Below are 18,445 nucleotides of genomic sequence, written 5' to 3' on the forward strand. Positions count from 1 at the left end.
CCCGGCCGGGCCCCCCCCGGGGGGGGGGGGGCCCGCGGGGGGGGGGGGGGGGCCCCCCCCCCCGGGCCGCCCCCCCCCCCCGGGGGGGGGCCCCCCCCCCCCCCCCCCCGCGGCCGGTCCGGCCGGCGGCGTGCCTAGGGCCTCTCGTCTGGACCATGCCGGGCTCGCGGGGTCCGGCCTGATCCAAACGAAAGACCCTAGCCGTGCCAGCTGTGCGGGGCGCGGAAGCCGTTCTCGCGCTCCAGGCGGCGCCAGCCGGCCTTGGGGCGGCCGCGGTGGGCCGGGGTCGTGTCGCCGGGGCGGGCCGCGGCGCGGGCCAGGAGGAGGGCCGTGATGGCGGCCACTTCCTCGGGCTCGGCGTGGCCCTTCTCGACGCGGATGTCAACGTGGTCCATGGGTGTCAGTCTCCGTGGCTGAGGGGTCCGCGGGGTGGCCGCGGCACGTCCGCTGGGTTACTGCGGGGGGTTGCCGTGCTTGCGGGAGGGCAGGTCGGCGTGCTTGGAGTGCAGCATCGCCAGGGACTTGGCCAGGACCTCGCGGGTTTCCGCCGGGTCGATGACGTCGTCGACCAGGCCGCGCTCGGCCGCGTAGTAGGGGTGCATCAGCTCGGCCTTGTACTCCTTGACCATCTTCTGCCGCATGGCCTCGGGGTCCTCGGCCCCGGCGATCTGGCGGCGGAAGATGACGTTGGCCGCGCCCTCGGCGCCCATCACGGCGATCTCGTTCGTCGGCCAGGCGTAGGTGAGGTCGGCGCCGATCGACTGGCTGTCCATGACGATGTAGGCACCTCCGTACGCCTTGCGCAGGATCAGCGAGATCCTCGGCACGGTGGCGTTGCAGTAGGCGTAGAGCAGCTTGGCGCCGTGCCGGATGATTCCACCGTGCTCCTGGTCGACGCCGGGCAGGAAGCCGGGTACGTCCAGAAGAGTGACGATCGGGATGTTGAAGGCGTCGCACATCTGCACGAAGCGGGCGGCCTTCTCGCTGGCCTCGATGTCCAGGACACCGGCCAGGACCTGCGGCTGGTTGGCGATGATGCCGACGACCTGGCCGTCCAGTCGGGCCATCGCGCAGATGATGTTCCGCGCCCAGCGCTCGTGGACCTCCAGGTACTCGCCGTCGTCGACGATCTCCTCGATGACCTTGGTCATGTCATAGGGCCGGTTGCCGTCGGCCGGGACCAGGTCCAGCAGGACGTCGGAGCGGCGGTCGACCGGGTCGGCCGACTCCGCCCGCGGCGGGTTCTCCCGGTTGTTCTGCGGGAGCAGGGACAGGAGGTAGCGCACCTCGGCGATGCACGTCTCCTCGTCGTCGTAGGCGAAGTGACACACACCGGAGGTCTCGGCGTGCACGTCCGCGCCGCCCAGGCCGTTCTGGGTGATCTCCTCGCCGGTGACCGCCTTGACGACGTCCGGGCCGGTGATGAACATCTGCGAGGTCTCGCGGACCATGAAGACGAAGTCCGTGAGCGCCGGGCTGTAGGCGGCGCCGCCGGCGCACGGGCCCAGCATCACGCTGATCTGTGGGATGACCCCGGACGCCTTGGTGTTGCGCTGGAAGATGCCGCCGTAGCCGGCGAGGGCGGAGACGCCCTCCTGGATCCGGGCGCCGGCGCCGTCGTTGAGGGAGACCAGCGGGGCACCGGCCGCGATGGCCATGTCCATGATCTTGTGGATCTTCGTGGCGTGGGCCTCGCCCAGCGCGCCGCCGAAGATGCGGAAGTCGTGGGCGTAGACGAAGACCGTCCTGCCCTCCACCGTGCCCCAGCCGGTGATGACACCGTCGGTGTACGGCTTCTTGGCCTCGAGGCCGAATCCGCTCGCCCGGTGCCGGCGCAGCTGCTCGACCTCCTGGAAGGAGCCCGGGTCCAGGAGCAGTTCGATACGCTCCCGCGCGGTCAGCTTGCCCTTGGCGTGCTGTGCCGCGGTCGCCTTCTCGCTGGGGCCCGCCACCGCCTGCGCACGGATCCCGTGCAGTTCGGCGACCCGGCCGCGCGCGTCCGCCGGCTCACCCGTCGTCTCTTCCAAAACGGTCATGTAGCGACCTTACGAAGGACACCCGGGAAAGCGGGCCGTCGACTCCGTACAGTCTCCGACCCGTTTTCCTGGTGCGACTGAACAGAACCTTGGCGGCTTGCAGCCCTTCCAACTGCTCAGGGGGCTTCCGCGTTGTGGAGATGCCACAAAGTCAGGGCGTGCGAGCCTGCTCACATTCGGATGCGGCACATGCCCTCACTGGAGTGACGCGCAGACCCGGACGGCGGCGTCCCACGCAGAGCGTAGCCGCCGTCCGGGGTACAGCGGCGCCGGGTCAGCAGCCGCCGCAGTTGTAGTACAGGACGTCCCAGTGGTTGCCCTCGTCGGCGTAGATGTTGCCGGAGCCCGACTGGTACTGGGGGGCGCCGTCGCCGCGCAGGCCGATGTAGGTGAAGTAGTTCTTGATGTAGTTGGTCACGCAGGTGTTCTTGCCGTAGTCGAGCTTGTAGCCGTTCCAGTGGGAGTAGGTTCCGGAGGCATGGCCGGTCTCCGTGCCGCCGGTGATGTTGAGGGCGCAGCCGCTGGCCTTCTTGAGGGTCTGCGCCCCTTTCGCCGTGTCCAGGTTGAGCTGGTCGAAGGACGTACAGGTGGAGACGTTGCGGTCGGAGCAGTTGCCGGAGGAGGACCAGGTGACGCCCACGTCGCGGAACATCTGGGTCGCGGTGGCGTGGCTGATCTTGGTGGCGGCGGAGGCCTCGGTGGCCGTGCCGATGACCGCGACGCCGGGGGCGACGACGAGCGCGAGGGCGGTGACCGCCGCGCGGGCCTTGGTGAGCTTGCCGACCTTCGTGATCTTCATGGGGAACCCTTCCTGCTGTCGGCCGTGCGTCCTGTGGGGCGGCTGTGCAGGTGGTGCAGGGAGATAGTGCCCGAGGTCTACGCGCGTCCGCCAGAGGGCGTAAGCGATTACTGTCCGCCTCCCCGCGAACACGCACCGGATGATGTTGAAAGTCGAACGGAATAGGTCTACGGTCGTAACCGTTCACCTCGTTGAATCTTCAACTTACTCGGCTCTGCCTCAGCGCCGGGCGAACCCACCATCCCAAGGAGCACCTCATGGGCATCTTCGGCCGCAAGAACGACGCCACCGGCACCCCCGCCGCCCCCGCCGCCGTGAACCCGGCTCTGGCCGCGCTCACCGGCGAGTACACGATCGACCCGTCGCACACCACGCTCGGCTTCGTCGCGCGGCACGCCATGGTCACGAACGTCAAGGGCAAGTTCAACGACTTCACCGGTGCCCTGCACCTGGACGGCACCGACCCGGCCGCCTCGACCGCGTCCATCGACGTCAGGATGGACAGCATCGACACGGGCTCCGCGGACCGCGACGGCCACCTGAAGAGCGCGGACTTCTTCAGGACCGAGGAGTTCCCGCAGATGACCTTCCGCTCCACCAAGGCGGAGGCCCTGGGCGGCGACGACTACCGCATCACCGGTGACCTGACCATCCTCGGTGTCACCAAGCCGCTCACCATCGACCTCGAGTTCAACGGCGCCGCGAAGGACCCGTTCGGCAACGAGCGCGTCGGTTTCGAGGGCAAGGCCGAGATCCTGCGCTCGGAGTGGGGCCTGACCTGGAACGCGGCCCTGGAGACCGGCGGTGTCCTGGTGTCCGACAAGATCAAGCTGACCTTCGACATCTCGGCCGTCAAGAACGCCTGAGCCGGGCTCAGAACCCGCCCCCGAAGTCACCGCCTCCCCCACCGAAGTCGCCCCCGCCGTCGCCGAAGCCGCCGCTGAAGTCACCGGGGTCGAAGTCCGCGCCCGACAGGTCGCCGCCCTGGTGGCCGCCGTACGCGCCGAAGTCGCCGTAGCCGGTGCCGTAGTCGGCCGCGTACGACGGGGTGGCCATCATGCTGCCGAGCAGCGTGCCGACCAGAAGGCCGGGCAGGAGGCCGCCGCCGAAGTAGCCGCCCGCCCAGGGGCCGTACGCGGGGCCGGCGTCCCAGTAGGGGCGGCGGCCCCATTCGGTGTCGACCTCGCGCACACGCGGGTCGCGCCCGTCGGCAAGGCGGGCCTGGTCGGCCGCACACACGGGGACCTCGCGGGGTGAGCCGCCCGTGGGCCTCCAGGTGGCGTCGGTGACCGACGGGCCGTGGCGCGGGTCGAAGAAGCAGGGCGGACGGCGCTCGGGCAGCGGACGGCCCTCCCGGCGCGCGGCGAGCTGGGCGAGCGAGAACCGCCCGTCCTCCAGGGCCTGGGTCACCGCCCGCACGTCCTCCGGCCTGCGGGCGGCGGCCATGTACTGCTTGGCCTGTTCGTAGGCGTCCAGCGCGCGCTCGTAGTCGGCGCGCATGGCGTCGTCCGCGCCGGCCTCCGCCGGATGGAAGTCGAGGCGGTCCAGCTCCTCGCCGAAGGCGGTGATGTCCTCGTCGACCACGACGCGCAGCTTCTCCAGCGCGGCTCGCTGCTCCGCCTCCCGGCGGCTCCTGCCACGCCTGACCAGGGCGTACGCTCCCACGCCGCCCGCCACCAGGACCGCGGCGGCGGTGATCAGCGCCGTGTTCGGGACCGTGCCGCGGTGCCCGGTGTCACCCCAGGTGCGGGGCGCCGAGCCGCCCATGCCGGCCAGGGCACGGTCGGTGAAGTCGGTGAGCTGGGTCCTGGCGCTCTCCCCCTGGACGCTGGTGACCAGGTTGCCCACGGCCGTGCGCGACAGCACCGAGGAGTCGGCGCGGGCGTCGAACCTGTCGCCGAGGCGTACGGCGTAGGCGCCGGTGATGCCGGTGGCCGTGCGCAGCTCCGTGAACAGGTTCCGCGTCGGGTAGTCCGCCGGCAGTACGGCGATGAACAGGGGTTTTCCGGCGTCCTTGATCCGCCGGGTGAGCGCGGCGGCGTCGGCGCGCGAGAGTTGTGCGGACGCGGCCGGATCGACGTAGACCGGACTCCTGCGAAGCGCCTGGGCGATCGCGGAGACACTGGTCACCGCCGCGACCCGCGGCACACCGCCCGGCACCGCGACCGCGTCGGGCCGGACGTTCACGACCGGGACCGCCATAGGCCCGGCGGCAGCGGGCGGCGCTGTCCTCGCGCTCGCCGGGGCCTCTGCCGCGACGGCCGCCGGGGCCGCGACCATCACGGCGGCCGCGAGGGCGAGGAGAGGGCGGAGAAGGGCTCGGGTGGGGGCGGCGGCCTTCATGTTTCGAAGTTACCGGAATACGGACAAACCGGCCGCCATGAGCACAGGGGGCGTCCCGCGCACCCGCGCGGGACGCCCCCTGCTTTCGGCTCACGCGGCCGAGTAGGCCTTCGTGAGCTGATCCACCGCCGCTCCGTACCGTCCCGTCAGCAGCAGATGATCCGCGTCGGCGAAGGGCTTCGCCACCGCCGCGCTCATCCGCCCGTCCGCCTTCTGCTGAACGATCAGCCGGGCCTTGGTGACCAGCTCGCGGCCCACCGTGTCGGCGCCCACCCGTTCGGCCGCCCGCGCCGCCAGGCCCAGCGCCTTGAGCGTCGCCGTGCCGCCCGCCGGGACGGTGCTGAGCGTGGTCAGGCCCCAGCCGTACGGGAACTGCGGGTCGTACGCCGTGTCGCCCACGTTGATCGGGAGCTGCTCCTGCGACTTCGGCCAGGTCACCGGGAGCTGCCCGGTGAAGGGCCGGGTGCCGTAGAGCACGTCGGCCACGCCGTCGCCCTCGGTTCCCGGCAGCCAGGAGGCCACGAGGGCGTCGATCTTCCCGAGCCGGTCGCCGATGAGCTGCGGGCGCCCGGAGACGACCAGCACCACGCACTTCATGGTCCCGCACACCTTGTCCACGGCGGCCCGGTCGGCGGCCGAGAGCTGGAGGTCGTGGCCGTTGCCGACATCGCCCACGCCCTCGGCGTACGGGGTCTCGCCGACGACGACCACACCCACGTCGTGACCGGAGGTGGGCGCCGAGGCGTCCTTGGAGTAGGTGACGCTCCCGCCCGCCTTGCGCATGGCCTGGAGGATCGTCGTGCCCTGGGTGTGGGTGCCGGACTCGCCCTGCCAGCTGATGGTCCAGCCGCCGGTCTGGTTGCCGAGGTCATCGGCGTTGGACCCGGCCACGTAGACCTTGGCCTTCTTCTTCAGCGGCAGCAGGCCGCCCTTGTTCTTCAGCAGCACCTGGGACTCGGCGGCGGCCTGCCGGGCGACGGCGCGGTGGTCGGCGGAGCCGATCCGGGAGGCGCCGGAGGTGTCGGCGTAAGGGTGCTCGAAGAGGCCCAGTTCGAACTTCTTGGTGAGGATCCGGGAGACCGCGTCGTCGACCCGCGCGACGCCGATCCGGCCCGCCTTCACCTCGGCGATCAGGTTCGCCCGGAAGTCCTGGTACGCGTACGGCACCATGATCATGTCCAGGCCGGCGTTGACCGACGTGCGGACCTGCGTGGCGGCGTCGCCGGGGAGCTGGTCGATGGCGGCCCAGTCGCTGATGACGAAGCCGTCGAAGCCCATGCGGTCCTTCAGCACGCCGTTGATCATGTCGCCGCGGGCGTGCATCTTCACCGGGCCCTGCCCGTCGCCGGCGATGTCCAGCGAGGAGTACGACGGCATGACCGAGCCGATGCCCCGGGCGACGGCCGTCCGGTACGGCGCCAGGTGGATGTCCTCCAACTGCTGCCGGGTGACCTTGGTGACGCCCTGGTCGATGGGGTAGGAGCCGGTGGTGGAGGAGCCGTACAGGGTGCCGCCGTCGCCGACGAAGTGCTTGGCGGTGGCCAGCACCTTGTCGCCCCGGCTCAGGTCACGCCCGTCGGCGCGTCCCTGAAGGCCCTGGATGACGGTCTCCATGGAGTCCACCAGGGCCGGGTCCTCGCCGAAGGACTCGTAGGACCGGCCCCAGCGTTCGTCGCGGGTGACGCACAGGCAGGGCGCGAAGTCCCACTGGATCCCGGTGGCGCGGACCTCGCTCGCCGTCACCGCGCCGGTCTTCTCGGCCAGCCGCGGGTCGCGGGCGGCGCCGATGCCGATGTTGTGCGGCACGACCGTGGCGCCGGCCAGGTTGTTGTGCCCGTGCACCGCGTCCACGCCGTAGATGAGCGGGATCTGGAAGCGGGTGGCCCGGGTGCGCAGCTGGAAGTCGTCGATCATCTTCGCCCAGGCCTGCGGCGTGTTGGGCGTCGGGGTCGAGCCGCCGCCGGACAGCAGGGAGCCGAGGTCGTAGGCGGCGATGTCGCCGGGCGCGGTCATCGCCCCGCGCTCGGCCTGGGTCATCTGCCCGGCCTTCTCCTCCAGGGACATCCTGGAGAGCAGGTCCGCGACCCGCTTGCGCACCGGCAGCCTGCTGTCGAGGTACGGCAGCCCGTGCGCGTCGACGACGATCTGCGGGGCCTCGGCGGAGGCCTTGGCGCCGGTGACGGTGAGCTGGAGCGGGATCGTCCCGGCGGCCTTCGCGGCCCTGGCCTTGACGGTGGTGACCTTGAGGGTGCGGGAGGTGCCGGAGGCGGTGCCCGCGGGGAAGGTGAGGGTGCCGGAGACCGGGGTGTAGTCCTTGCCGGACTCGGCGGTGCCGGTGCCGGTGCGGTAGGCGACCGTCACCGGCTCGTCGAGCGGAGCTGCGCCGGTGGTGGCGACGGTGACCTTCACGGCCGCCGTGCCGCCCGCGGTGACCGGGTAGACCGGGGCGTCGGTGGTGACGGAGGCGCGCGCCGACTGGTCGGCCCTGCCGTACAACTGCACGTCGTCCATGGCGAACCGGCCCTTGACGCCGGTCGGCAGGGTGACGGCGTACCCCCACATCGCGGTGAGGCCGAGGACATGGTCGATGCCGCCGACCGGCTGGTAGTCCGTGCGATAGGTGAAGTCGGCGAAGGGCAGCTCGATCTGCTTCCAGCCGCTGAAGTCGTCGGTGAAGGAGGTCGTCCACAGCTCGGACGCCTCGCCGTGCGCGCCGCCGTCCTTGATCTCGAAGGCGATCTTCCTGCCGTTGTTCTGGCCCTCCCACCAGAACCGGATGCCCTGGTGGGCGGACCAGTCGTGGGCCGGCAGGGCGGCCGCGAAGTCGTGGGTGAAGCCGCCGTAGCCGCTGATGTCGTACGTACCGGAGAGGACCTTGGCGCCCTCGGGTGCGTCGGAGCGGTCGGCGAACCGCAGCGTGGGCGGATCGTCGCTGTCGCCGCCCCAGGTGAAGATGCCCTCGGCGGGCTGGGCGGCGAAGGGCACCTCGCCCTCGAAGCGGTCGACGGACACGGGGGCGGGCCCCGGGTCGCCGGCCGCGTGTGCCGACGTCAGCGGGATCAGCGCGGCGAGCAGGCCGGCGGAGACGAGCAGGGCGGTTCTTCGCATGGACGGACCTTCCCTCGGCTCTGGGACTTCCCCCAGGCTCATGATTCACTCACGACTTAGATCACGCCTTGAGTGAACTAGCGTGCGGCCACTGCCGTCAAGACTTCACGTCGGACTCGAGTGAATGCCAACTCAGGTCCTGATCAAGGAGGTTGTCGCTTCGGCTCCTGAACGCGCACCCTCTTGACTCGGCCCCGAAGCCGTCATTTACTCACCGCTCGCACGCCCCATCCCCCCACCTCACGAAGGGCGGCACCCGATGCACCCCTTTCTCGACGGACGCGGCCGCGGGCTGCGGCTGCTGCTCGCCGGACTGCTGTCCACGGCGGGCCTGACGGCCCTGGGCGCCCCGGCCGCGCACGCGGCGGGCGAACCCGTCACCGCCTGGCTCACCACAACCGACGACTCCGGCGGGCGGCACGTGGTCCGCGGCCTCGAACCGCAGACGCCGTTCGCCTTCCAGTCCGGCGCCGGAGGCGGCGGTGAGAACATCACCGTCGACGAGAACACCCGCTACCAGACCTTCACCGGCGGCGGCGCCTCCTTCACCGACACCGCCGCCTGGCTGATGAACAGCAGTGGCGCGCTGTCGCAGTCGACCCGGGACGCGACCATGCGGAAGCTGTTCTCCCCCACGGACGGGATCGGACTCTCCTTCCTGCGCAACCCGATGGGCGCCTCCGACCTGGCCCGCAGCGGCTACACCTACGACGACGTACCGGCCGGGCAGAGCGACCCGTCGCTCGCGAAGTTCTCCATCGCCCACGATCTGCCCGACGTGGTGCCGCTGACCCGGCAGGCGCTCCAGCTCAACCCGGCGCTCACGGTGATGGCCTCGCCCTGGACCGCGCCCGCCTGGATGAAGGACAGCGGGCAGCTCAACGGCGGCTGGCTGAAGGCGGAGGACTACGGGGCGTACGCCACGTACTTCGTGAAGTACCTCCAGGCCTACCGGGACCAGGGCGTCCCGGTGTCCTACGTGACCGTCCAGAACGAGCCCACCTGCTGCTCCGGCTACCCCTCGATGAGCTGGAACGCCAGTGGGCTCGCCTACTTCACCAAGAGCGAGCTGCTGCCCAAGCTCCAGTCCGCGGGCCTGTCCACCAAGGTGCTGGCGCACGACTGGAACTGGGACACCTACGACTCCTACGCCGCCCAGACGGTGGACGACGCGGCCGTCCGCTCGCACCCGAACTTCGGCGGCATCGCCTGGCACGGCTACGGCGGCAACGTCGCCATGCAGACCACCGTGCACAACCGGTACCCGCAGCTGGACGCCTTCGGCACCGAGCACTCGGGCGGCGCCTGGATCGGCCACCAGCAGCGCGAGGACATGCTCAACATCGTCGACTACACCCGCAACTGGGCGAAGTCGGTGACCAAGTGGTCGCTGGCGGTCGACCAGAAGGGGGGTCCGCACAACGGCGGTTGCGGCACCTGCACCGGGCTGATCACCGTGCAGAACGGCGAGGGACGGTCGGGGCAGGTCGACTACACGGTCGAGTACTACGACATGGGGCACCTGACGAAGTTCGTACGGCCGGGTGCGCAGCGGATCACGTCCACCGCCTCCTCGGCGCTGCCGAACGTCGCCTGGCGCAACCCGGACGGCGGCAAGGCCCTGATCGCCTACAACGACGCCACCACCGCCAAGACCGTCACGATCAACTGGGGTTCGCAGCACGCCACCTACTCGCTGCCGGGCCGGACGTCGGCGACCTTCACCTGGTCCGGGACGCAGTCGGGCGGCGGGAGCAGGTCGGGCGCGTTCGTCGGGCTCGCGGGCAAGTGCCTCGACGTGGCGGGCGGTTCGTCGGCGAACGGCACGGCGGTGCAGCTCTACGACTGCAACTCCAGCACGGCCCAGCAGTGGACGGTCCAGCCGGACGGGTCGGTGCGGGCGCTGGGCAAGTGCCTGGACGTGACGTCGGCGTCGACCGCCAACGGGGCGAAGGTGCAGCTCTACGACTGCAACGGCACCAAGGCCCAGCAGTGGTCGTACAACGCCTCGACCGGTGACGTGGTGAACCTCGCCGCGGACAAGTGCCTGGACGTGACCGACAACTCCTCGGCCAACGGGGCTCGCGCACAGATCTGGTCGTGCACCGGCGCGGCCAACCAGAAGTGGCGGTTGCAGTAGTGCCGCCCGGCCGGCCGGAATCCCCTCCGGCCGGCCGGACACCGGTCGCGGCACCGGGCCGGCGGCTCCCCGCGGACGTATGGTCGGAGGTGTCCCCGTGCCCGACATGACCACCCCGACCAGGAGCGCCGGCATGACCACACCCCGGGACCTGTTGATCATCAGCATGGACGTGCCGTCCGAGCGCCCCGTCGAGCAGGGCGATCTGTCGCTCGCGCTGGCGGGCGCCGAACTGGCCGACCTGCTGACCGCCGGGGCCGCCGGGCTGGACGGCGACCGCATCGTGCCGCTCCCCCGGCGGGACACCGGGGACCGGTTGCTGGACCGGGCGGCGGCGTCGTTGAAGGAGCGGCCGCCGCACGAGTCCGTCGAGGACTGGCTGTGGCGCCGCGGCGAGGGCCTGGCCGTGGCCTACATCGACGCCCTGGACGCGGAGGGGCAGCTCACCGGCCGGCGGCACCGCTGGATGCCCGCGCGCGGCGACCGGAAGACGCCCGCCGACACACCGGCGCGGCACGCGGCGGCCGAGCGCTGGGCCTCCCGCGACCCGGTCATCGCCGGGCTCGCGGCCGCCGTGGGCATCGAGGCGGAGCCGGGCGCCCCGCTCACCGCGCCGGACGACGACGCCCTGGTCACCGTGCTGGCCACCGTCAACGACGCGGTGACCGAGCTGGAGGCCGTGCGGCAGCGGCGGCGCATCGAGAACGCGGCCTTCGACAACATCTGGCGCGCTCCCTGAGGAGCCCGGCCGGCCCATGCCCAGCGGGTTTCCCTCGACGATGCCGTCCGAAGAACCGGTGCCCGGAGAGCCCGAGTCGTCCGGGTCCGTCCGTGTCCGTCCATGTCCGTCCATGTCCATGGTTCCCCTGTGCCGTGGCGGGCGGCGGACGGCGGGCACGGGCGTCCGTACGGCTACTTCGCCGGGTCCACCCCGGAGCGCAGCAGACCGTAGGTGTAGGCGTCCTCCAGGGCCTGCCAGGAGGCCGCGATCACGTTCTCGGCCACGCCCACCGTGGACCACTCGCCCCGGCCGTCCGAGGTGGAGATCAGCACTCGGGTGGTGGAGGAGGTGCCGTGCTTGCCCTCCAGGATGCGGACCTTGTAGTCGACCAGGCCTAGGGAGGCCAGCTCGGGGTAGATCTTCTCCAGGGCCACCCGCAGTGCGCGGTCGAGGGCGTTGACCGGGCCGTTGCCCTCTGCGGTGGCGACGATGCGCTCACTCTTGGCCCACAGCTTCACCGTGGCCTCGTTGGCGTGGGTGCCGTCGGGGCGGTCCTCGACGATCGCCCGCCAGGACTCCACGTCGAAGTACTTCAGCGGCCTGCCCTCGGCCTCGGCGCGCAGCAGCAGTTCGAAGCTCGCGTCGGCCGCCTCGTAGGTGTAGCCCTTGAGCTCGCGCTCCTTGACCCGCTCGACCACCCGGCCGACCAGTTCGCGGTCGCCGCCGAGGTCGATGCCGAGTTCCTTGCCCTTGAGCTCGATGGAGGCACGGCCCGCCATGTCGGAGACGAGCATGCGCATGGTGTTGCCGACCTGCTCGGGGTCGATGTGCTGGTACAGGTCCGGGTCGACCTTGATGGCGGAGGCGTGCAGGCCCGCCTTGTGGGCGAAGGCGGAAACACCCACATAGGGCTGGTGGGTGGAGGGCGTGAGGTTGACGACCTCGGCGATGGCGTGGGAGATGCGGGTCATCTCGCGCAGCCGGTCCTCGGGCAGCACCCGCTTGCCGTACTTCAGCTCCAGGGCCGCGACCACCGGGAAGAGGTTGGCGTTGCCGACCCGTTCGCCGTAGCCGTTGGCCGTGCACTGCACATGGGTGGCGCCGGCGTCGACGGCCGCGAGGGTGTTGGCGACCGCGCAGCCGGTGTCGTCCTGGGCGTGGATGCCGAGACGGGCGCCGGTGTCCGCGAGGACGGTGGAGACGACCGCCTGGACCTGGGCGGGCAGCATGCCCCCGTTGGTGTCGCAGAGGATCACCACGTCCGCGCCGGCCTCCGCGGCGGTACGGACGACGGCCTTGGCGTACTGGGGGTTGGCGCGGTAGCCGTCGAAGAAGTGCTCGCAGTCGACGAAGACCCGGCGGCCCTCGGCGCGCAGGTGGGAGACGGTGTCGCGGACCATCTCCAGGTTCTCCTCCAGCGTGGTGCGCAGCGCCAGCTCCACATGCCGGTCGTGCGACTTGGCGACCAGGGTGATCACCTCGGCACCGGACTCCAGCAGTGCCCTGACCTGGGGGTCGTCCGCCGCCTTGGCGCCGGCCCGGCGGGTCGCCCCGAAGGCGACGAGCTGGGCGTGCCGGAAGTCGATCTCCTTCTTGGCGCGGGCGAAGAACTCGGTGTCCCGCGGGTTCGCGCCGGGCCAGCCACCCTCGATGAAGCCCACGCCGAAGTCGTCCAGGTGTCGAGCGATGGCCAGCTTGTCGGCGACCGTGAGGTTGATCCCCTCACGCTGGGCGCCGTCGCGCAGGGTGGTGTCGAAGACGTGGAACGAATCGTCGAGCTGGCTGGTTGCGGTCATGGTCTCAAGGCTCCTGTTTGCAATCTCGGTCTTGCCGTCAATGACCGGCTCCACCGTTCCCCCAATGGTCCCTCGCGCAGCGGTCCCGGCTGTGGGTGGGCCGGGAAAACGAAAGACCCCTCGCGGGTGCGAGAGGTCTGCGCGCGGGTCGAGGACGACGATGGCCGCCCGTACCTGGTCGTACGTGGCGGTCACTGCGGACCGGCGCGCCTGCTGCCAATAATCATGGCGGACGAGAGCACGGGGGCAGTCTGGCACAATCCCGTCACTCGTGGACGCGCGTCTCAGGATGCGGGCGGCGGCCTGGACACCTCCCCGGCCTTCGGCACTTCGTCAGGTAGGTGGTGTACGTCAGTCCGGGCGTCGTACGAAGACGTCCGGGACGCCGTTGGTGTCGTGCGGCACCAGGTCGGCGGCCGGGGAGGAGAAGACGACGGCGTGGCCCCGGCGGTCCACCGCGCGGGAAGGGCGGTGGCGCCCGCCGGGGCCACCTGGTGCCCCGCCTGCCTGACGGCAGGGTGAGCAGGTCGAGTCCGCCGTCGCCGGACAGCAGCACGTGCCGCAGCGACCCGTCGGCTGCGACGGCCTCGGTGCCGGCCACCTGCCGGACGCGTCCGGTGCGCAGGTCCTGGACGTACGCGGTGGTCGGCCGGTCGGCCGCCGTGGCGTTGAACAGGGCGCTGCGGCCGTCGTCGGAGAGCCGGACGAGCGTGGCCGGGAATCCGCTGCCGACGGCGGATTCGTGTCCGTCGCGGACGACGTGGATCCGCCCCTCGGTGCCGTGGTCCGTGCGGGCCGCCACGCTGTAGGCGACCGTGCGGCCGTCGGCGCTGAGCCAGGCGTCGAGGATCATGCCCTCGCTCGGCAGCGGCGAGATCTCCCGGTCGGCGCCGGTGTCCAGGTCGCGGACGTGGAGCACGCGTGCGTAGTCGTCGCCGTGGCGGTTGCCGAGGGTGTACGCCACGTGCCGGCCGTCGGCGCTGATCGCGGCCGCGGTGCCCAGCTCGTAGGAGGTGTCCCGCAACGGCCCCTGGGGCCACAGCACCTCCGTGCGACCCGTGACGCGTTCGTACACGTACGGCTTGGGGTACCTGTTGCCGTTGGAGTAGGCGAGAACGTGCTCGGCCCCGCCGCCCTCGCCGCGCCCCCCTCCGCCGCGCGTCGAGCGGATCAGCACCGCCACCGACGGGCGCGAGAAACGCGCCGGCCGGTACGCGGCAATGCGCCGGTTTACGTACAACCCCGGCGGTTGGTCAGGCGTCCGCGAGCCCGGGCCGGTTCAGCGTGTCGTCGAGGAACTCCTTCACATGGCACATGACCTGGGGCCGGTCGGTACCGCGCAGCCCGATCGCGACGTGGATGGAGAAGCCGTCGAGGAGGGCGCGCAGCCGGGCGGCGAAGCGGTCCGCGTCGACCGGCCGGAACTCGCCGCGGGAGACACCCTCGGCGACCAGCGCGGCCAGGTCCCGGTGCCAGGCGCCCTCGATGGCGGCCTGCCGGTCGCGGGCGTCCTCGCCGGCGTTCAGCGAGCGGTTCCAGACCTCCAGCCACAGCGTCCAGTGCGGGTCGCGGTGACCGTCCGGCACGTACAGGTCCACGTAGGCGTCGAGACGTTCGCGGACCGGGGCGGCACGGGTCAGCAGCCGCCCGCGCTCGGCCCCGAGCCGGCTCTCGCTCCACTCCAGGGTCTGCAGCAGCAGTTCGTCCTTGGAGCGGAAGTAGTAGAGCAGATGGCCGCTGCTCATCCCGACCTCGCGACCGAGCGCCGCCATGGTGAGCTGCTCGAGACCGTGCTCGGCGATCATATCCATGGCGGCGGCGAGCACGTCCTCACGCGGCGGCGCGGGGGTACGCCTGCGGGGCGCCGGGGTGGTGCTCATGGCGTGTCCCCTGGGCCAGCCGCCAGCGGGGCGCGCGGCGGCTCGGTGAGGTGTCGGGCGCAGGCTGCGCGGACCAGTACGTTCACTCGTACGTTGTACCTGACCGGCTGCTACCCGACGACCGGCTTCGGCTGCTGCTGGGTGATGCAGTGGATGCCTCCGCCGCCGACGAAGATGTCGCGGGCGTCGACCGGGGTCACCGTGCGGTCGGGGAAGAGCCGGCGGAAGATGCCGGCCGCCTGCTCGTCGCGCGGGTCGTCGAAGGCGCACAGGACGACGCCGCCGTTGCAGAGGTAGTGGTTGATGTAGGAGTAGTCGGCCCAGTGCCCGTCGGCCTCCAGGACGGTGGGGGCGGCGACTTCGACGACCTCCAGGGGGCGGCCCCCGGCGTCGGTGGCCGACTTCAGGATGCCGATGACCTCCTTGGTCACCTCGTGGTCGGGGTGGGCCGGGTCCGGCTGGTGGTGGGCGACGACGACACCGGGTCGGGCGAAGGCGGCCACGATGTCGACGTGGCCGAGGGTGCCGTAGCCGTAGGGAGGGTAGTCGCCGGTCAGGCCGCGCGGCAGCCAGATCGCCTTGCGGGTGCCGAGGTGGGCGTGGATCTCCGCCTCGACCTGCTCCTTCGTCCAGTGCGGGTTGCGCTCGGGGCCGAGTTGCACGGTCTCGGTCAGCAGGACCGTGCCCTCGCCGTCGACGTGGATCCCGCCACCCTCGTTGACGAGCTTCGAGGCGTACGTCTTCGCGCCCGCGAGGTCCGAGACGTACGCGGCGATCTTCGCGTCGTGCTCCCAGCGGGCCCAGTCCTGGGCTCCCCAGCCGTTGAACGTCCAGTCGACGGCGGCGAGTTCACCCGCGTCACTGGTCAGGAAGGTGGGGCCGATGTCGCGCATCCACGCGTCGTCCAGGTCGCGTTCCACGGTGTCGATGCCGTCGCCCAGGAGGGTGCGTGCCTCGGCCGACTGGCCGGGGCCGCAGACCACCGTCACCGGTTCGAAGCGGCGTACGGCACGGGCCACCGACGCCCAGGCGGCGCGGGAGGCGGCGACGTCGTCGGGGGTGTCGAAGGTCGGGTTGGGACCCGGCCACGCCATCCAGGTGCGCTCGTGCGGCGCCCACTCGGCGGGCATGCGGAAGCCGTCGGCGGCGGGGGTGTTCATCTCGGGAGTCCTCGCAGGGGTCACGGAGGTCACAGGAAGTACAGGCGGTTGAGGGAGACCGAGTCGGCGGGCTCCGAGCGGACCGGTTCGCCGTCCAGGGTGACCAGGCCGGTGCGCTGGTCGACGTCGACGGATCCGGTACGGGAGTTGAGGCGCAGGTCGGCGGGGCCGATACCGCGAGTGCCGCGCACGGCGACCCGGCGCCGCCGGGTGGGCATCGTGTCGTGGCCCTGGTCCACGGCGGCCTGGGCGACGAACGCGACCGAGATCTCCGCCGGGGTGGCGCCGTGCGCCCCGAACTGCGGCCCCAGCACTAGGGGTTCGCAGGTGTCCGTGGCCGCGTTCGGGTCGCCCACCACGCCGTACGCGGGGAAACCCGACTTGAGGACCAGTTGCGGCTTGGCGCCGAAGAACTCGGGGCGCCACAGCACGATGTCGGCGAGCTTGCCGGTCTCGATCGAGCCGACCTCGTGGGAGAGGCCGTGCGCGATGGCGGGGTTGATCGTCAGCTTGGCGATGTAGCGCAGGACGCGCGCGTTGTCGTCGTCCGGGCCGTCGCCGTCGACCGGTCCCAGTTCGGCCTTCATCTTCCCGGCCATGGCGAAGGTGCGGCGCACGGTCTCGCCGGCCCGGCCCATGCCCTGGGCGTCGGAGGAGGTGATGCCGATCGCGCCCAGGTCGTGCAGCACGTCCTCGGCGCCCATGGTTCCGGAGCGGATGCGGTCGCGGGCCATGGCGGCGTCGCCGGGCAGGTCGGTCTTGAGGTCGTGGACGGAGACGATCATGCCGTAGTGCTCAGCGACCGCGTCCCGGCCGAAGGGCAGGGTGGGGTTGGTGGAGGAGCCGATGACGTTCGGGACGCCGGCCATCTTCAGCACGTTGGGGACGTGTCCGCCGCCGCAGCCCTCGATGTGGAAGGCGTGGATGGTGCGGCCCTCCAGAACGCGCAGAGTGTCCTCGACCGACAGGCACTCGTTCAGCCCGTCGCTGTGCAGGGCGACTTGTACGTCGTGCTCCTCGGCGACCCGCAGCGCGGTGTCGAGGGCGCGGGTGTGGGCGCCCATGTCCTCGTGCACCTTGAAGCCCGAGGCGCCGCCCTCGGCCAGCGCCTCCACGAGCGGGGCGGAGTGCGAGGACGAACCGCGGGCCAGGAAGCCGATGTTGACCGGCCAGGCGTCGAAGGCGCCGAACGCGTGCCGCAAGGCCCAGGGCGAGTTGACGCCCACGCCCCACACCGGCCCGAACTCCTGGCCGATGATGGTGGTCACGCCGGAGGCGAGGGAGGCCTCCATGATGCGCGGCGACAGCAGGTGCACATGGGTGTCCACGGCGCCGGCGGTGGCGATCAGCCCCTCGCCGGACACGATCGTGGTGCCCGTGCCGACGACGACGTCGACGCCGTCGAGGGTGTCGGGGTTCCCGGCCCGCCCGATGGACTGGATCCGCCCCTCGCGGATGCCTATGGAGACCTTGCGGATGCCCTGAACGGCGTCGATGACGACGACGTTGCTGATCACCACGTCGCAGGTCTCGCGGACCGCCGCCGCCTTCAGGTGCAGTCCGTCCCGGGCGGTCTTGCCGAAGCCGGCGAGGAACTCGTCGCCGTAGCGCTGCGCGTCGGACTCGACCCGGATCACGAGGCCGGAGTCGCCGAGACGGAGGCGGTCGCCGGCCCGGGGGCCGTGGGTGGCTGCGTACGCGTACGGGTCGATGCTCATCGGCCGGCTCCCAGGTATCCGCAGGCGGCGGCCCGGCGCAGGGCCTCTTCCCTGGCCCCCGGCGCGTCCAGGGGCCCGTCGACGAGGCCCGCGAAGCCGATCGCGATCCGCTCGCCGCCGACCGGCACGAGGCCGACCTCGACGCTCTCCCCCGGTCCGAACCGCACGGACGATCCGGCGGGCACCGCGAGCCGCATGCCGTAGGCCCGCTCGCGCGGGAAGTCGAGGCGCGGGTTGGCCTCGAAGAAGTGGAAGTGCGAGGTCACGGAGACCGGCACGGAAGCGGTGTTGGTGACCGTGAGCCGTACGGCCGCCTCCGGCTCGGCGTGCTCCGGTCCCGGCAGCAGCGCGCCCGGAGCCATCTCGGCGAGGCCGCCCCCGGCGATCGGGTCAAGGACCACCGCGAGCCGTGAGCCGTCGTCGAAGACCGCCTCGACGTGCACCTCGGTGACCACGTCCGCGACGCCGGGCAGGACGTCGTCCGGGCCGAGCACCGTGCGGGCGCGCTCGATCGCCTCGGCGAGGCGGGAGCCGTCGCGGGCGGCCTCGCACACCGTGTCGGCGATCAGGGCGGTGGCCTCCGGAACGTTGAGCCGCAGGCCGCGGGCCCTGCGGGCGCGGGCCAGTTCGGCGGCGCTGAACAGCAGCAGCCGGTCGCGCTCGGTGGGGGTCAGTCTCACGCCGCGGCACCTCCTTGCTCGTCACATTAGAGCAACACTCTAAACATGGGATGCACAGAAAGGA

At 71.6% G+C, this 18,445-nt stretch carries 14 protein-coding genes; 3 read left to right on the top strand and 11 right to left on the bottom strand.

Annotation, left to right across the window (positions count from 1 at the left end):
* Positions 1-197: 197 nt before the first annotated feature.
* The 3 genes from ACIOWN_RS29310 to ACIOWN_RS29320 form a co-directional block, all read right to left on the bottom strand.
* Positions 198-395 (bottom strand): acyl-CoA carboxylase epsilon subunit, encoded by a 198-nt coding sequence (locus ACIOWN_RS29310; RefSeq protein ID WP_401983788.1) that lies wholly within the window; start codon positions 393-395, stop codon positions 198-200.
* A 57-nt stretch (positions 396-452) separates the two neighbouring features.
* Positions 453-2,036, bottom strand: coding sequence for an acyl-CoA carboxylase subunit beta (locus ACIOWN_RS29315; RefSeq protein ID WP_362353557.1), 1,584 nt, complete (start codon positions 2,034-2,036; stop codon positions 453-455).
* Between the two features lie 274 nt (positions 2,037-2,310).
* On the bottom strand, positions 2,311-2,835 hold the full coding sequence (locus ACIOWN_RS29320) for a hypothetical protein (protein ID WP_362353559.1): 525 nt from the start codon (positions 2,833-2,835) through the stop codon (positions 2,311-2,313).
* A 257-nt stretch (positions 2,836-3,092) separates the two neighbouring features.
* Here ACIOWN_RS29320 and ACIOWN_RS29325 point away from each other — a divergent pair, with 257 nt between their 5' ends.
* Positions 3,093-3,701: a YceI family protein gene (locus ACIOWN_RS29325; protein ID WP_362353561.1), complete on the top strand. Its 609-nt coding sequence runs from the start codon at positions 3,093-3,095 to the stop codon at positions 3,699-3,701.
* Positions 3,702-3,708: 7 nt separating this feature from the next.
* Here the strand turns inward: ACIOWN_RS29325 and ACIOWN_RS29330 are convergent, their stop codons facing one another.
* Complete coding sequence (locus ACIOWN_RS29330) at positions 3,709-5,178, bottom strand: hypothetical protein (protein ID WP_401983791.1); 1,470 nt, start codon at positions 5,176-5,178, stop codon at positions 3,709-3,711.
* A 90-nt stretch (positions 5,179-5,268) separates the two neighbouring features.
* Complete coding sequence (locus tag ACIOWN_RS29335) at positions 5,269-8,286, bottom strand: glycoside hydrolase family 3 protein (protein WP_401983793.1); 3,018 nt, start codon at positions 8,284-8,286, stop codon at positions 5,269-5,271.
* Positions 8,287-8,545: 259 nt separating this feature from the next.
* On the opposite strand from ACIOWN_RS29335, the gene ACIOWN_RS29340 reads away from it, so the two are divergent.
* A complete protein-coding gene (locus ACIOWN_RS29340; protein ID WP_362354177.1) occupies positions 8,546-10,426 on the top strand; it encodes a ricin-type beta-trefoil lectin domain protein in 1,881 nt (626 codons plus the stop codon).
* A 133-nt stretch (positions 10,427-10,559) separates the two neighbouring features.
* Entirely contained in the window at positions 10,560-11,165 is a 606-nt protein-coding gene (locus ACIOWN_RS29345) for a GPP34 family phosphoprotein (RefSeq protein ID WP_362354179.1), read from the top strand.
* Between the two features lie 173 nt (positions 11,166-11,338).
* On the opposite strand, the gene cimA is transcribed toward ACIOWN_RS29345, so the two are convergent.
* The 6 genes from cimA to ureA form a co-directional block, all read right to left on the bottom strand.
* Positions 11,339-12,943, bottom strand: coding sequence for a citramalate synthase (gene cimA / locus ACIOWN_RS29350; protein WP_362354181.1), 1,605 nt, complete (start codon positions 12,941-12,943; stop codon positions 11,339-11,341).
* Between the two features lie 265 nt (positions 12,944-13,208).
* Positions 13,209-14,126 (bottom strand): hypothetical protein, encoded by a 918-nt coding sequence (locus tag ACIOWN_RS29355; protein WP_362354183.1) that lies wholly within the window; start codon positions 14,124-14,126, stop codon positions 13,209-13,211.
* Positions 14,127-14,196: 70 nt separating this feature from the next.
* The gene (locus ACIOWN_RS29360; RefSeq protein ID WP_401983796.1) at positions 14,197-14,823 is read right to left on the bottom strand and encodes a TetR/AcrR family transcriptional regulator; all 627 of its coding nucleotides are present in this window, start codon (positions 14,821-14,823) and stop codon (positions 14,197-14,199) included.
* Positions 14,824-14,933: 110 nt separating this feature from the next.
* Positions 14,934-15,983: an agmatine deiminase family protein gene (locus ACIOWN_RS29365; RefSeq protein WP_362354186.1), complete on the bottom strand. Its 1,050-nt coding sequence runs from the start codon at positions 15,981-15,983 to the stop codon at positions 14,934-14,936.
* Positions 15,984-16,012: 29 nt separating this feature from the next.
* Positions 16,013-17,701: an urease subunit alpha gene (locus ACIOWN_RS29370; protein ID WP_362354188.1), complete on the bottom strand. Its 1,689-nt coding sequence runs from the start codon at positions 17,699-17,701 to the stop codon at positions 16,013-16,015.
* On the bottom strand, positions 17,698-18,381 hold the full coding sequence (ureA, locus tag ACIOWN_RS29375) for an urease subunit gamma (protein WP_362354190.1): 684 nt from the start codon (positions 18,379-18,381) through the stop codon (positions 17,698-17,700). The genes ACIOWN_RS29370 and ureA overlap by 4 nt, the downstream gene beginning before the upstream one ends.
* Between the last annotated feature and the right edge of the window lie 64 nt (positions 18,382-18,445).

This window comes from Streptomyces sp. NPDC087787, from assembly GCF_044743035.1.
Lineage (GTDB): Bacteria > Actinomycetota > Actinomycetes > Streptomycetales > Streptomycetaceae > Streptomyces.

What these genes read in the sequence shown, in the direction of transcription:
- ACIOWN_RS29365 (WP_362354186.1), bottom strand. Translation starts at nt 15,983, where the DNA reads ATGAACACCCCCGCCGCCGACGGCTTCCGCATGCCCGCCGAGTGGGCG.
- ACIOWN_RS29320 (WP_362353559.1), bottom strand. Translation starts at nt 2,835, where the DNA reads ATGAAGATCACGAAGGTCGGCAAGCTCACCAAGGCCCGCGCGGCGGTC.
- ACIOWN_RS29330 (WP_401983791.1), bottom strand. Translation starts at nt 5,178, where the DNA reads ATGAAGGCCGCCGCCCCCACCCGAGCCCTTCTCCGCCCTCTCCTCGCC.
- ACIOWN_RS29370 (WP_362354188.1), bottom strand. Translation starts at nt 17,701, where the DNA reads ATGAGCATCGACCCGTACGCGTACGCAGCCACCCACGGCCCCCGGGCC.
- ACIOWN_RS29360 (WP_401983796.1), bottom strand. Translation starts at nt 14,823, where the DNA reads ATGAGCACCACCCCGGCGCCCCGCAGGCGTACCCCCGCGCCGCCGCGT.
- cimA (WP_362354181.1), bottom strand. Translation starts at nt 12,943, where the DNA reads ATGACCGCAACCAGCCAGCTCGACGATTCGTTCCACGTCTTCGACACC.
- ACIOWN_RS29325 (WP_362353561.1), top strand. Translation starts at nt 3,093, where the DNA reads ATGGGCATCTTCGGCCGCAAGAACGACGCCACCGGCACCCCCGCCGCC.
- ACIOWN_RS29310 (WP_401983788.1), bottom strand. Translation starts at nt 395, where the DNA reads ATGGACCACGTTGACATCCGCGTCGAGAAGGGCCACGCCGAGCCCGAG.
- ACIOWN_RS29335 (WP_401983793.1), bottom strand. Translation starts at nt 8,286, where the DNA reads ATGCGAAGAACCGCCCTGCTCGTCTCCGCCGGCCTGCTCGCCGCGCTG.
- ACIOWN_RS29340 (WP_362354177.1), top strand. Translation starts at nt 8,546, where the DNA reads ATGCACCCCTTTCTCGACGGACGCGGCCGCGGGCTGCGGCTGCTGCTC.
- ACIOWN_RS29315 (WP_362353557.1), bottom strand. Translation starts at nt 2,036, where the DNA reads ATGACCGTTTTGGAAGAGACGACGGGTGAGCCGGCGGACGCGCGCGGC.
- ACIOWN_RS29345 (WP_362354179.1), top strand. Translation starts at nt 10,560, where the DNA reads ATGACCACACCCCGGGACCTGTTGATCATCAGCATGGACGTGCCGTCC.